This is a genomic window from Variovorax sp. 278MFTsu5.1 (assembly GCF_048305045.1).
Lineage (GTDB): Bacteria > Pseudomonadota > Gammaproteobacteria > Burkholderiales > Burkholderiaceae_C > Variovorax > Variovorax guangxiensis.
This window is the reverse complement of sequence record NZ_CP157622.1, coordinates 6826942-6840746: the sequence shown is the minus strand read 5'-3', so window position 1 is coordinate 6840746 and position 13805 is coordinate 6826942. Positions and strand designations below refer to the sequence as shown.

The window sequence follows — 13805 nt, the reverse complement described above, 5'->3', positions numbered from 1 at the left end:
GGCGCAATGAGCTTCACGCTCGCACAGCCGGTCCACAGCGAACTCGTCATCAAGAAGAGCCGCTTCATCGGCTGCGTGCAGCCGGTGGCCGATCGGGCGGCGGCACTGGCGGTGGTCGCCTCGCTGCGCGCCGAGCATCCCGCGGCGGCGCACGTGTGCTGGGCCCTCATGGCGGGCGGGCAGTCGGCCGCGAACGACGACGGCGAGCCCGGCGGCACTGCAGGACGTCCGATGCTGGAAGTGCTTCGCCACCAGCAGGTCGAGGGCGCGCTCGCGACCGTGGTGCGCTATTTCGGCGGCGTGAAGCTGGGCGCGGGCGGCCTCGTGCGGGCCTACACCGATACGGTCGCGCAGGCCCTGCTCGGCGCCACGCTGGTGCCGCTGCTGCGCCAGCGAAGCCTGCGCTGCTCGGTGCCGTATGCGCTCGAAGGGCTGGTGCGGCGCGAGCTCGCTGCAGCCGGCGCGGTGCTCGAAGGCGTGCAGCACGGCGACGACGTGGCTTTCGCCTTCTCGCTGCCGGAGCCCGAGGCCGATGCCTTCATCGTGCGCCTCGGCGATGCTGCGCAAGGGCGCGTCGTCTGGCCGCGGGAGTGAGCCTCTTGGCCGGGACCGCCGGTGCCGGTTCGACCATCGCGAGAACGCCGCGCTGCGCCACCGGAAACGCGGCCGGTTCGTCGTCGCCGCCGCGGCGCGCCATCTCGGCGGTCACGATGCCGGTCGGCACCGCGAGCACGCCCCAGCCCACCAGCATCATCACCGACGCGATCGCGCGACCCAGGTCGGTCTTGGGCACGAGGTCGCCGAAGCCCACGGTGGCCATCGTCGAGATCGCCCAGTAGACCGCCACCGGGATGCTGGTGAAGCCGTGCTGCGGCCCTTCGACCACGTACATCAGCGTTCCCATCACCAGCACCACCAGCATCACGAAGCCCACGAACACGGTGATCTTGCGCCGGCTCGCCGCCACCGCCGAGACCAGCGCGCGGTACTCCACGGAGTAACGCGATAGTTTGAAGATCCGGAACACGCGCAGCAGGCGCAGGATGCGCACGTCGATCAGGTAGCCCAGGCCCATCTGCGGCGCGAAGACCACGAGGAAGGTCGGCAGCAGCGCCAGCAGGTCGATCACGCCGTAGAAGCTCGTCGCGTAGCGCAGCGGCTTGTTCACGCAGCTCAGCCGAGCGATGTACTCCAGCGTGAAGAGGATGGTGAACATCCACTCGAGGACGTTGAACACCGGGCGCCACTGTTCGCGGATGGACTGCACGCTGTCGAGGATCACCACCAGCACGCTGGCCACGATCACCGCGATCAACGCGAGGTCGAACATCAGTCCGGCGCGCGTGTCGGCCTCGAAGATCACCGTGAAGAGCGTGCGCCGCCAGCCGTGCGCGGGCTTGTCGAAGCGCGAGTCCGAAGAGGCCGACATGGCGCGCGATGCGGGCGTGGTGGAAGACGTGGCGGCGTCGGCTGCTGCTGTGTTCTGACGGGTCATGGCGCCACATTGTCATGCGCCCGATCGACTTATTCAGTTACGCTTCTTGCGCAATGAAGTGCCGCAGGCCGTGAGTGCGTTCTTACGATAGTCCCTTTCATGAGGAGCTCCCCTTTGGCTACACAGTCCCCCTTCTTCGGCAAGCGTGATCGTGACACCGATTCGTTGACATCGCGCCCCGCGCCGCTCGTCGGCTCGGGCACCAACCTCTCCGGAAGCCCCGTCAATCCTTCTTCGCTCACCGCACAGCAAGGCGGCCTGAATACCGCTCCCGCGACCGCGCCGGCCAAGGAAGGCGGCAGCAAGCTGACCGTCGGTCCCAACATCAAGCTCAAGGGCGTCGAGATCACCGACTGCGACACGCTCGTGGTCGAAGGCCTGGTCGAAGCGACCATGGATTCGCGCCTGATGCAGATCGCCGAACAGGGCGCGTTCAAGGGCTCGGCCGAGATCGACATCGCCGAGATCCGCGGCGTGTTCGACGGCAGCCTCACCGTGCGCGAGAAGCTCGTCATCCACTCGACCGGCAAGGTCACCGGCAAGATCCGCTACGGCAAGATCGTGATCGAGGAAGGTGGCCAGATCTCCGGCGAGATCAGCTTCGGCGCCGCCAAGCCCTCGCTTCAGGCCGCTGCCTGAAACAGGCCCCCCGGCTTTTCACTCCGCTTCGCTGCGTATAACTCTACCCAAGGGGGAGGCGCGGGCCGCCTTGGGAGCGGCCCGGCGGCGCCCGCAGGCGTCTTTCACGCGGTAGGTGCGGTCCAGCCAAGACGCTCCAGCAAGGCACCGGCAGCCGCCGGTGCCTTTTCCTTGGCGCCGTTGATGAAGTAGACGAACACGTCACGCTTCTTCGGCGACGCGCCCCACCCCTGCGCGCGCTCGGCCCATGTGTCGAGGGCCTTGGGCGCATAGCCCACCTTCAGCTTGCCGTCGGCCATCATCAGCCGCGCGTAGGCAATGTCGCCTTCGGGCTCCTCGAAGGACGGAAACTTCTCGGCGTCGGTGAACACCGTCGACACCTTGTACTTCTTCGCGAGCGCCTTGTAGGCGGGCACGATGAAGCTCTCGTGCCGCACGTCCATCACGTGCCGCAGGACGCGGCTGCCCTCCTTCTTCGGCAGCAGAGCCAGGAAGGCCTCGAAGTCCTCCGCGTCGAACTGCTTGGCCGGCATGAACTGCCACACGATGGGCCCGAGCTTGTCCCCCAGCTCGGCCACGCCGCTGTCGATGAAGCGCTTGATGGAGTCTCCCGCGCCCGACAGCAGCTTGCGGTTGGTCGCGAAGCGCGAGGCCTTCATCGAGAAGATGAAGTCGTCGGGCGTGTCGTCGTGCCACTTGCGGAAGGTCTCGGGCTTGAAGGTGCTGTAGTAGGTGCCGTTGATCTCGATGGCGCTGACCTTGCGGCTCGCGTAGTTGAGTTCCTTCGCGTGCGCGAGTCCCTTGGGGTAGAAGTTGTCGCGCCAGGGCTCGTAGGTCCAGCCGCCGATGCCCACCTTGATGTTTGCCTTGCTCACGTGGCCCTCCGGGTTGAGATCGCCCGCACTCTACGCGCGGACGCTGCTGGGCGCAAAATGCGTCCTTTCTTTCGTCACCCGCGGAGAACCCACCGATGAACGCCCCCCTGCACCGCGAAATGCCCGCCGGCACGCTCGACGCCGAGCGCGCCCTGTCCGACGTCACCGCCCAATGGGACGGCGACATCGTCAAGCAACTCACCGACTACATCGGCATCCCGGCCAAGTCGCCCGGCTTCGACAAGGACTGGTCGGCCAACGGCTACCTCGAGACCGTGCTGCGCAATGCCGCCGCCTGGGTCGAGGCGCAGAAGGTCGAGGGCCTGAAGCTGGAGATCGTGCGGCTCGAAGGGCGCACCCCGGTGCTGTTCTTCGAAGTGCCGGCCACCGGCACCGACATGGGCGAGACCGTGCTGATGTACGGCCACCTCGACAAGCAGCCCGAGTTCACCGGCTGGCGCAACGACCTCGGCCCCTGGACGCCCAAGTACGAGAACGGCCTGCTCTACGGTCGCGGCGGCGCCGACGACGGCTACGCGGTGTACGCCAGCATCGCCGCGCTGCAGGCGCTCAAGAACCAGGGCGCGGCGCACCCGCGCATCGTGGGCCTGATCGAGACCTGCGAGGAAAGCGGCTCCTACGACCTGCTGCCGTATGTCGACGCACTGCGCCCGCGCCTGGGCAACGTCGAGCTCGTGATCTGCCTCGACTCCGGCGCCGGCAACTACGACCAGCTGTGGCTCACCACCTCGTTGCGCGGCATGGCCAGCGGCACGCTCAAGGTCGAGGTGCTGACCGAGGGCATCCACTCGGGCGACGCCTCGGGCCTCGTGCCCTCGAGCTTCCGCATCATGCGGCAGGTGCTCGACCGGCTCGAAGACAGCGCCACCGGCCGCCTGCTGCCCGCGAGCTTCCACTGCGAAGTGCCGGCCGACCGCCTCGCGCAGGCCAAGGCCACCGCCGCCATCCTCGGCGACGAGGTCTACAAGCGCTTCCCGTGGGCGCACTACGACTGCGGTGGCTCGACCGTGTTCGCGCTGCCAACCACCACCGATCCGGTCGAGGCCCTGCTCAACCGCACCTGGAAGCCGACTCTCTCGGTGACCGGCGCCGAGGGCTTTCCGGCGCTGAAGGACGCGGGCAACGTGCTGCGCCCCTACACCGCCTTCAAGCTGTCGCTGCGCCTGCCCCCGCTGGTGGACGCGGCCGAGGCCGTGCAGAACCTCAAGACGCTGCTGGAGGACAACGCGCCCTACCAGGCCCGCGTGACCTTCGAGAGCAACGGCGGCGCCACCGGCTGGAATGCGCCCACCATCACGCCGTGGTTCGAGGACGCGCTCAACAAGGCCTCGAAGGCGCACTTCGGCGCTTCCTGCGGCTACATCGGCCAGGGCGGCACCATCCCGCTGATGAACATGCTCAGCGCCGGCTTCCCGAAGGCGCAGATGATGGTCTGCGGCGTGCTCGGCCCCAAGAGCAACGCGCACGGCCCCAACGAGTTCCTGCACGTGCCCTATGCCAAGAAGCTCACCGCGACCGTGGCCGAAGTGATCGCCGCATTGCCGGCCGCGCACCGCGCAGCAGCATCGGAGCCGGTGGCCGCTTGAGCGAGGCGCTGCCTCTGCCGCAGCGCGTTTCGCTGTCGACGCCCGGCGGCGAAACGCTCGCATTGCGCCGGCTGCCGGCGCCGGGCCGGGCGCGCGCGGTAGTGGTCGTGGTCCACGGGCTCGGCGAGCATGCGGGCCGCTACCACGGGCTGGCCGAGTGCCTGCACGAATGGGGCTTCGCGGTTTGGGCGCACGACCACTACGGGCACGGCGAATCCAGCGGCCCGCGCGGCGGCCTGCCGAGCGAACTGCGGCTGGTGGACGATCTCGCGCTGGTGATCGACGACGCGCGCCGCGAGAACCCCGGCCTGCCGGTGGTCCTGCTGGGCCACAGCCTGGGCGGGCTGGTCGTGGCGAGCTTGGTTGCGCGCGGCGTGCGGCACGTCAATGCGGTGGTGCTGTCCTCGCCGGGGCTCGATCCCGGCCTGAACGGTTTCCAGAAGCTGCTGCTCGCGGTGCTGCCGCGCATCGCACCCGACCTTCGCGTGGGCAACGGCCTCGACGACAACTACCTATCGCACGACCCGGCGGTGGTGCAGGCCTATCGTGACGATCCGCTCACGCACGACCGCATCGGCGGCCGGCTCGCGCGCTTCCTGGCCTACGAAGGAGAAGCCGTGCAGCAGCGCGCCGCGAACTGGCCGGTGCCCACGCTGCTGCTCTACGCGGGCGACGACCGCCTCGTGCGGCCCGCGGCCAGCCGCGCTTTTGCCGCAGCCGCCGCGCCAAGCGGCAAGGTCGAAGCGCAATGCTTCGACACGCTGTACCACGAGATCTTCAACGAGCTCGAAGCCGATCCGGTCTTCGAGGCCCTGCAGCGCTGGCTCAACCGGCGCTTTCCGCAGCGGGCCTGACGGCGCGCTTGCGCGCCAGCCAGAGCAGCGCCGCGCCCGTCAGCACCACCGGCACCAGCGAGCCGAAGTTCAGCAGCCGCCAGCCCTGGGTGGTCACCAGCACGCCCGAGGCGAACGAGGTCAGCGCCAGCGTGGCGAACACGCAGAAGTTGAGCGCGCCCTGCGCGCGGTCGCGCTCCTCGGGCGTGTAGGCGGTGAGCGACAGCGTGGTGCTTCCGGTGAAAAGGAAATTCCAGCCCACGCCCAGCAGGAACAGCGCCACGATGAAGTGATGCAGCTCCACGCCCGAGAGCGCGATGGCGATGCAGCCGAGGTTCAGCAGCAGCCCCGCGCCCATCACCGGCAGCGCGCCGAAACGGCGGATCAGGTGGCCGGTGAAGAAGCCCGGCGCGAACATGCCGATCACGTGCCATTCGAGCACCAGCGCGGCGTCGGAGAACGGCAGGCTGCAGATCTGCATCGCGATGGGCGTCGCGGCCATCAGCAGGTTCATCACGCCGTAGCCCAGCGCGCCTGCCGCCGCCGCGACGATGAACACCGGCTGGCGCGCGATCTCCGAAAGCGGCCGTCCGCCCGCCGCTTCCTTGCGCGCGGGCGCGGGCGGGAACTGGATGAAGTGCATCACCGCCATCGACAGCAGCGCCACCGCCGCCAGCGCGATGTAGGCGCCGGCGAAGGGCACGGCGAAGGCTTCGCGCGTGGCCTTGGCGAGGTTGGGCCCGGCCACGGCACCGATCAGTCCGCCGGCCATCACCATCGACACCGCCTTCTCGCGCCACTGCGGCGCCGCCAGTTCGGCCGCCGCGAAGCGGTAGAGCCCGGCGTTGGCGTTGTAGTAGCCCGCGATGACGGTGGCGAAGCACAGCAGCCAGAAGTTCTTCGTGACCGCCGCGAAGCAGCACAGCAGCGCCGACACCAGCGCCACCGCCAGCCCGGTCTGGAACGAGCCGCGCCGGCCGAAGCGCTGCTGCGTGCGCGCCACCAGCCCGGTGGAGAGCGCGCCGCCGATCACGTAGCTCATCACCGGCAGCGTCGCCATCCAGCCGCGCGGCGCGATGGCCAGGCCAACCAGCCCGTTGATGGCGATGAAGGTCACGTTGTTCGTCAGCAGCAGGCCCTGGCAGATGGCCAGCAGCCACAGATTGCGGTTCATGCGCTTGTCTCCCTTACCGCGCGCTGCAGGTCGCGCTCGATCTCGCTGAATGCGATGGCAGGCAGGTCGCCCAGCGTGCGCTCGGTGCCGGTGAGCGCCACGCCGTGCACCGTCTGCAGCACCTTGCCGTCGGGGCTGTCCTGCACGAACCAGCCCTCTTCCAGCCGCAGGCAGACCTGGCCCTCGCCGGGCACGCCCTTGTTGAAGCTGTTGACCATGCCGCCGTCGCCGATCTCGCGCACCCAGCCGCGCGTTTCCAGGCCCATGAGCGCGGCGTTCGACACCGCGCGGCCGGCCCACTGCGGCAACTCGCGGCCCGCGCGCAACGCCGGATCGAGCACGAAGGACTGGCGCGCCAGCTGCTCGAAGGGCTGCAGGATCTCGTAGTCGGCGAGCACCGGCGCCCATGCGGTGACGAGCGACGCATCGAGCGCCGCGAAGTCCAGCGGATGCGGCAGGCCGATGCGCGCGTTCTCCGGCAGCTTCACCGGGTCGTCGTGCAGGTCGGCCAGCTCGCCTTCGGCGGTGACGCGGAAGGTGCCCTGCAGCTTGTCGGCGGCATCGAACAGGCCCCAGACCAGCGGCCGGCTGAACACCCGTAGCACCGGGTGGTTCGCGAAGAAAGGCATGAACTCGTCGGGGCCCCAGCGGCGCTGCGCGCACATCGCGGCCTCCAGCCGCCGGATCTGCGTGGTGGCGACTGTCTTCGCGAGCTTGCGCAGTTCCTTGAGCTGCGTGGCCGCGGCGGCGGCCTTGCCGGCATCGTCGTTCGCGCCGGCCTTGGGCAGCGTCTTGAGTGCCTTGCCGCGGGCGTCGTGCACCACGGGCTGGAAGCTGTCGTCCATGCGCACCTCGAAGCTGCGTGGGCCGAAGTCCAGCGTGAGGCGCGCGCGGGCGTCCAGGCCGAGGTCGGGCACGGTGCGGTCGGCCAGCTGGTCGAGGCTCAGGCCGCGCTGCTCGGCCACCTCGCCGAGCATGCGGTCGGCGCGGGTGCGCAGGTCGTCGTAGCGGGTCTGGCGCGCGAGTTCGGCCAGGTGCATCAGCGCGGCGTCGCTGCCGATCTCGCCGAGCATGGCCATGGCATCGTAGGCGCGCACGCGGTCGAGCCCGGCGCGCCACTGGCGCAGCAGGCTGTAGAGCTGGCGCGCGGTTTCGCCGTCGCCGAGGCGGCCCTGCAGCGCGAACATCCAGCGCTCCTTGGCCGGCCGGCCGTTGCCGATCCACCAGGCCAGCAGCGCGCGGCCGAAGCGCGCGAGGGAGTCGGGCGCGAGCGCGTCCAGCAGCGGGGCGAGCCCCGGGTATGGCGCGTCGGGCTTGCCGAGCATCATCGCCATCAGCACGTCGGGCACCACGGCCTGCGGCAGCGCGAGGCCGCCTTCCTTGAGGATCAGGCGGGGCAGCGACGGCAGTGGCAGCGTCTTCGGCACCACGGGCAGGCTGTCGGGCAGAACGTCTTCGGGAGCGATGGACAGCAGTTGCGCCACCGCGTCGGCGGCTTCGGCGCCGTAGGCCTGTGCCTGGACGCGCACCGCATCGGCATGGCCGTTGTCGTGCAGCCAGCGCAGCGCGGCCTGCGCCGATTCGTGCGCGGGGCCGGGCTCGCCCAGCGCGACGGGGACGAGGCCGCGCGCGGCCGTGTCGGGGTAGCGCTCCAGCCATGCGGCCGCCTCGCGCCGCACCCAGCGGTTGGTGTGGAAGCCCTTGGCGATCCAGCCGGCGAGCGGGTCCCATTCGATGACCGAGGCCAGCTCGAACATCGCCCGCGAGCCCTGCTTGAGGAAGCGCGGCAGGCCCGGCAGCGCGTCCGCGCCGAGGGCGTGGAGGATGGGCCGCACGCGCGCCACGTCGCCCATGAAGTGATCGACGGCCGGCCCGTGCGTGAACGCCGCCACGGCCAGCGGCGGGGGCAGTTGCCAGATGTATTCGGCGACGCCCCAGCGCGAGCCGGGCAGTTGGCCGAAGTCCTCGGGGCTGGTGATCTTGTGGCGGCCGGCGATGACGTCGTCGATGAGCTCGGGGCGCAGGCCCAGCATCCACAGCGCCTTGTGCAGGTTGCCGCCTTCGCGGATGGCGTCCGGCGCATCGGGCTGGTGGCGCGGGAACTCGGTCATCCACTGGTTCGAGCGATCGCGCGAAACCCGGACCTCGCGCGCCAGCCAGTCGGACAGGTCGCCCGTGGCCTGCAGGTACTGCGGCGGCTTCAGGTCGGTCCAATGGAGCCGGGCCGTCGGCGGCAACGGCTGCAGCGCCAGTACCGGGATGACGGGCAGCGCCTGCCGGTTCTTCCACGGTGGGCGGCGCAGCAGCGCGGGCCAGTCGGCGGCGGGAGCGTCGGCCACGCCGGCGGAGCCGTCTTCCTGCAGGCGCGCGAGCGTCTTGCGCTGGGCTTCGTCGCACGAGGCTTCGAGCGGCTCCTGCCACTCGGGATTCGCCGCGAGCAACTCCAGGACGAGCGCCGCGCCGGCCTGGTGCCGCGCCGGGTTCGCCGAGAGCAGCTCGCGCAGCACGAAGAGCGGCCAGCGCGCCGCCTGCTTCACCAGCGCGTTCTTGCAGTCGATCTGCTTGACCTGCGCGACGAAGAAGCGCACCACTTCCGCGTCATGGATGGCCAGCAGGTCGGTGACGGCTTCCTTGTGCGGCGAGGGCTCGAAGAGCAGTTCGGCCGCCGCGGCGCCGTGCATCTCGAGCATGCGCAGCCGCGCTGCGCGCGGCGGATAGAAGCTGGAGCGATGGCGGCGGAAGAAGTCGAGGCTGTCGGCCAGGCTGCGCTCCTCCGAGAGCGAACCGCCGCACCGGCCGCAGGGCCGGTCGTTGAACTTCGCGAGCGCCTCGCGCATGTTCTTGGACCACCGCACCTTGCCGTCGGGGCGCGCGTCGAGGCCGCCCTCCTTCTTCTCCTCGTTCTTCTCGGTTTCCCCCTTCGACTTGCGATTGCCCGCCATGCCATTGCTCTCCATTGATGCCGCAGGGATTGTCGGCCAACACGCGCGGACCAAAAAAAAGCGCCCTCGCGGGCGCTCGAACACTGGAGAAGGCAGTCCGGTTCAGGACTGCTTGCCTTGCAGCAGACCGCTGAGCGAGCCCAGCAGGTCGTCGTGGTTGCCCAGCCCCTGGTCGGGGATCTTGCCGTGCGGCGTGAGCTGGTCGATGAGCGCCGGCAGCATGGTGGCCAGCATGGGCAGCAGCGTCTGCGCGTTGATGCCGAGCTTGGACGCGATGCTCGCGATGGTGTCGCTGCCCAGCGCGTTCTGCAGCTGGTCGCCCGAGACGGGCTGGTTTTCGCCCTTGCCGATCCACGAGCCGATGACGTCGCCCATGCCGGCCTGCTTGAACTTCGAGACCAGGCCGCCCAGGCCACCCACGCTGCCGTTGTTGGCGAGCAGGCCGCCCAGCGCGCCGGCCAGGCCTCCCAGATCGCCCAGCCCGCCAAGGCCTCCGCCTTGCGGTTGCTGCTGTTGCGCAGCGCCTCCGAGCACCTGACCGAGTACCGAATCGAGCAATCCCATGACTGTTTCCTTGGTGTGTGACAGAACCGCCAACATTGTTAAATGCCGCGGACCTTAAGCCGAAAGTGGCATGCCCACTTTCGAATTGGCAACGTGACAAATTACTTGATACGTGCCGCCCGTTTGGGGAGCAGCGCGGGAGCGACCCCCTGAACGCCCACCAGCCCGAGCACGGTGACGAGCGAATTCTGCGCGCCTTTCCACGCATCTGTCATGTCGATGGACTCGCTCAGCGAATGGAATCCGGAGGCCTTGCCGCCGCCGCCCACGACGATGGCCGGGATGCCCATCGAGATCGGCACATTGGCATCGGTGCTGCCGCCGCGCAGCAGCGTCCGGTTGCCGAAGGCGGCGTTCGAGCGGATCGCGGCCTCCACGATCACCGAGTCGGGCGGCGTGCGCCCGCCGGGCCGCTCGCCGATGAGCCGGGTGCTCACGCTCAGGGTGCTGACGTTCCAGCGCCTGTTCTCCTCGACCACGGCTTCGTCGATGGCGGCCAGGATCTTCTTCTCGGTTTCCAGCAGCGAGGCCATGTCGTCCGAGCGGATGTCGATGGCCATGCGCGCATCGGGCGCGATGGTGTTGACCGAGGTGCCGCCACCGACCGTGCCGACGGTGAACGTCGTCTTCGGAAAGCTCGGCGTGCGGATGTCGGCGATCTTCGCGATCGCGCGGCCCATGCCGTGGATCGCGCTCGGCACTTGGCCGAATGCGCCGAAGCTGTGCCCGCCCGGTCCCTGGAAGCTGACCTCGTAGCGATGGCTCGCGGTGCCCAGCACCAGCACCGAGCCCGGTGCCGAAGGCTCCAGCCCCACCATGCCGTCGATGTCGAGGTGGTCGCGGAAGATCGCCTTCATGCCACGCAGGTTGCCGAGCTCTTCCTCGCCCACATTGGCGACGAACATCAGGTCGCCCACCGTCTGCACCTTGTTGTCGTTCAGCACCTTGAGCCAAGACAGCAGCACTGCGAGCCCGCGCGTGTCGTCCGCGATGCCCGGCGCGTGCAGCCGGCCGTCGCGCTCCTTCACCTTCACGTCGGTGCCGGCCGGAAACACCGTGTCGAGGTGGGCCGAGATCAGCAGCTTCGGCCCATTGCCCGTGCCCTTGCGCAGCCCGATCACGTTGCCTTCGGCGTCGATCTTCGCGTTCGTCAGCCCGAAAGCCTTCACGCGGGCGAGAAAAGCCTCGGCGCGCTTGTGCTCCTTGAAGGGCGGGGCCTCGATCTCCGTGAGCGCCTTCAGCTCCTCGACCGAGCGCTCGTGGTCGGCCCTGAGCGCGTCCAGCAGCTTCTGAACGGCGGGCGATGCCATCAGCTGAGTGAATGCCCGGTCGACCTCGGGGCCGACCTGCGCGGGTGTCGGGGCGACGGCCTGGGGTTGGGCAAGCGCGCCCCGGGTAGTGCAAAACAGTGCGGCGAGGACCAAAGGGGCGAGGCGCAGCGGACCGGGCAGCTTGGACATGGGCGCAAAAGTCCTTCTTTTGTCTTAAAGAAGTAACGATTGTTTCGCAGGCTTGCCACGCGCGCGTCGCGGAAAACACCCACCTGATGGCGTCGGGCCTGAGGCCGGAGCCTTGTCTATCTAGACGCCTGCCAGCGAAACCAGCGCGGCCAGCGCCGCCGTTTCGGCGCGCAGCACGCGCGTGCCGAGGGTGACGGGCGCGAAGCCCCGGGCGATGGCCTGCTGCTCTTCGCCGGCGCTCAGCCCGCCTTCGGGGCCGCTCAGCACCGTCACGCCCTGCTGCTGCTCGCCCGTTGCCATGTCGGCGAGGCTGCGCGTGCCCTCGGCGAGGCTCAGCACAAGGCGCACGGCGGGCCCGCCCTGGGTTTCGAGCCAGCCGGCGAAAGGCTGCACCGGGTGGATCACCGGCACGCGGTTGCGCCCGCACTGCTCGCAGGCCGCGACCGCGATGGCTTCCCAGTGCGCCCGCTTCTTCTCGGCGCGCTCGCCCGCCAGGCGCAGCACGCCGTGGGCCGTGGCCAGCGGCTGGATGCTCGCCACGCCGAGCTCGGTGGCCTTCTCGACCAGCCAGTCCATGCGCTCGTTGGCCGGCATCCCGACCGCGAGATGCACCGCGCGCGGCGCCTCGCGCTCCACCGGAAGATGCGCGCCGACCGTTACCGAAACGTCGCTGCGGCCCATGCGCTCGACCGTGGCCGCGTACTCGCCGCCCGCGCCGTCGAACAGCGTGAGCGCGTCCCCGGGCTGCATCCGCAGCACCTGCACGTGGCGCGCGGCACCGGCCGGCAGCGCCAGGCTGGCGCCGGCGCTCAGCGGCACGGAACAGTGGAAACGCGGCATGCTCTGCAGTCGATGGCTGCGAACGGCCGTTGCGCGGGCGCCGCAGGCTGGTGCCTTTTCAGTTTGTCTTCAGACACGGCCGTAGGCGTAGCCCGTGATGGCCGAAGTGCCCTCGATCTCGTCGATCACGCGCGACAGCGGCGTCAGCTCGGAGTAGCGGCTCGCGGTGGCGCGGATGTAGGCGATGAAGCGCGGCGTATCGGCCAGGTAGCGGGGCTTGCCGTCGCGCAGTGTGAGGCGCGCGAAGATGCCGGCCACCTTGAGATGGCGCTGCAGGCCCATCCACTCGACCGCGCGGTAGAAGGCGCCGAAGTCCTCGTCGACCGGCAGGCCGGCCTTGCGCGCCGCCTGCCAGTAGCGGATGGTGACGTCGAGCACGAACTCCTCGTCCCAGCTCAGGAAGGCGTCGCGCATCAGGCTGGCGATGTCGTAGGTGATGGGGCCGTACACCGCGTCCTGGAAGTCGAGCACGCCGAGCGTGGGAGTCTCGCCCACCATCAGGTTGCGCGGCATGAAGTCGCGGTGCACGTAGACGCTGGGCGACGCGAGGTTGCTATCGACGATCAACTTGAAGCTGCGCTCCAGCCGCTCCTTCAGCTTGCCCTCGACGGCGATGCCGCGGTGGCGGCCGATGTACCACTCGGGGAAGAGGGCCAGTTCTCGCTCCAGCAGCGCGCGGTCGTAGGGCGGCAGCACACCGGGCCTGGAAGAGAGCTGCCAGCGCACCAGCGCGTCGATGGCCTGGTCGTAGAGCGGGCGGGCGGCCTCCGGGCGGGCCGGGTCGATCACGTCCAGCATGGTCTGGCGGCCCAGGTCGTCCAGCAGCAGGAAGCCGTTGGGCTCGTCCCATTCGAGGACCGTGGGGGCCAGCACGCCGGCCGCGGCCATCAGCCCGGCCACCTGCACGAAGGGGGCGCTGTTCTCCTTGTCGGGCGGGGCGTCCATGACGATGCGCGAGGGGGCGGCGGCGTCGGCGGTGTCGAGCCGGAAGTAGCGGCGGAAGCTCGCGTCAGCCGAGGCGAGCCTCACGGTTTCGGGCAGCAGCCGGTGCCGGGGCGCGACGGCGGCCAGCCAGCTGCGGAACGCTTCGGCCCGCTGCGGATCCGTCCAGGCAAGGGGTTCGGCGGGGCGGCTTGGGGCCAATGCGGCCGGGGGCGGGGGTGCTGTCATGGATAATCGATTCTACAAATCCGCCTGGCGCGGCAATCCCCCTTGGCCGGCCTCCGGCCGATGCGGATCGCCACAGGCCCCTGCAACCTGCCGGCCTGCCGCGCCTTCCCCGACGACATTTCGTTCCGAACCGATGCCTACGACCCAAAGCCCTCACGCTTGGCACCTTGTGCGCTCGCTGCTCTCCACGGGAGAGTCGCCGGCTT

General features: G+C 69.6%; 12 protein-coding genes. 4 read left to right on the top strand and 8 right to left on the bottom strand.

Features of this window, described 5'->3' with window-relative positions:
• Window positions 1–6: 6 nt before the first annotated feature.
• Window positions 7–594: an IMPACT family protein gene (locus ABL844_RS31960; protein ID WP_418130110.1), complete on the top strand. Its 588-nt coding sequence runs from the start codon at window positions 7–9 to the stop codon at window positions 592–594.
• Here ABL844_RS31960 and ABL844_RS31955 read toward each other — a convergent pair.
• A complete protein-coding gene (locus tag ABL844_RS31955; RefSeq protein ID WP_418130109.1) occupies window positions 539–1495 on the bottom strand; it encodes an ion transporter in 957 nt (318 codons plus the stop codon). The genes ABL844_RS31960 and ABL844_RS31955 overlap by 56 nt on opposite strands.
• 114 nt (window positions 1496–1609) lie before the next feature.
• Between ABL844_RS31955 and ABL844_RS31950 the strand changes: the two genes are divergently transcribed.
• Window positions 1610–2134, top strand: coding sequence for a bactofilin family protein (locus ABL844_RS31950; protein WP_418130108.1), 525 nt, complete (start codon window positions 1610–1612; stop codon window positions 2132–2134).
• A gap of 104 nt (window positions 2135–2238) precedes the next feature.
• Here ABL844_RS31950 and ABL844_RS31945 read toward each other — a convergent pair whose 3' ends face one another.
• Window positions 2239–3009, bottom strand: coding sequence for a DUF72 domain-containing protein (locus ABL844_RS31945; protein ID WP_418130107.1), 771 nt, complete (start codon window positions 3007–3009; stop codon window positions 2239–2241).
• Window positions 3010–3104: 95 nt separating this feature from the next.
• On the opposite strand from ABL844_RS31945, the gene ABL844_RS31940 reads away from it, so the two are divergent.
• Entirely contained in the window at window positions 3105–4616 is a 1512-nt protein-coding gene (locus tag ABL844_RS31940; protein WP_418130106.1) for a M20 family metallopeptidase, read from the top strand.
• Window positions 4613–5470, top strand: coding sequence for a lysophospholipase (locus ABL844_RS31935; RefSeq protein WP_418130105.1), 858 nt, complete (start codon window positions 4613–4615; stop codon window positions 5468–5470). The genes ABL844_RS31940 and ABL844_RS31935 overlap by 4 nt, the downstream gene beginning before the upstream one ends.
• Here ABL844_RS31935 and ABL844_RS31930 read toward each other — a convergent pair.
• The 6 genes from ABL844_RS31930 to ABL844_RS31905 all read right to left on the bottom strand — a co-directional run bounded on the left by ABL844_RS31930 (window position 5442) and on the right by ABL844_RS31905 (window position 13599).
• A complete protein-coding gene (locus ABL844_RS31930) occupies window positions 5442–6623 on the bottom strand; it encodes an MFS transporter (RefSeq protein ID WP_126020887.1) in 1182 nt (393 codons plus the stop codon). The two genes, ABL844_RS31935 and ABL844_RS31930, sit on opposite strands and share 29 nt — an antisense overlap.
• Window positions 6620–9565 carry a DUF4132 domain-containing protein gene (locus ABL844_RS31925; RefSeq protein ID WP_418130104.1) on the bottom strand — a complete coding sequence of 982 codons (2946 nt, stop codon included), beginning with the start codon at window positions 9563–9565 and terminating at the stop codon, window positions 6620–6622. The genes ABL844_RS31930 and ABL844_RS31925 overlap by 4 nt, the downstream gene beginning before the upstream one ends.
• 102 nt (window positions 9566–9667) lie before the next feature.
• A complete protein-coding gene (locus tag ABL844_RS31920) occupies window positions 9668–10129 on the bottom strand; it encodes a YidB family protein (protein WP_418130103.1) in 462 nt (153 codons plus the stop codon).
• Window positions 10130–10230: 101 nt separating this feature from the next.
• Window positions 10231–11589, bottom strand: coding sequence for a M20/M25/M40 family metallo-hydrolase (locus tag ABL844_RS31915; protein ID WP_418130102.1), 1359 nt, complete (start codon window positions 11587–11589; stop codon window positions 10231–10233).
• Window positions 11590–11709: 120 nt separating this feature from the next.
• Window positions 11710–12429 (bottom strand): 16S rRNA (uracil(1498)-N(3))-methyltransferase, encoded by a 720-nt coding sequence (locus ABL844_RS31910; RefSeq protein WP_418118555.1) that lies wholly within the window; start codon window positions 12427–12429, stop codon window positions 11710–11712.
• Window positions 12430–12498: 69 nt separating this feature from the next.
• On the bottom strand, window positions 12499–13599 hold the full coding sequence (locus ABL844_RS31905; protein WP_418130101.1) for an aminoglycoside phosphotransferase family protein: 1101 nt from the start codon (window positions 13597–13599) through the stop codon (window positions 12499–12501).
• Window positions 13600–13805 lie beyond the last annotated feature (206 nt).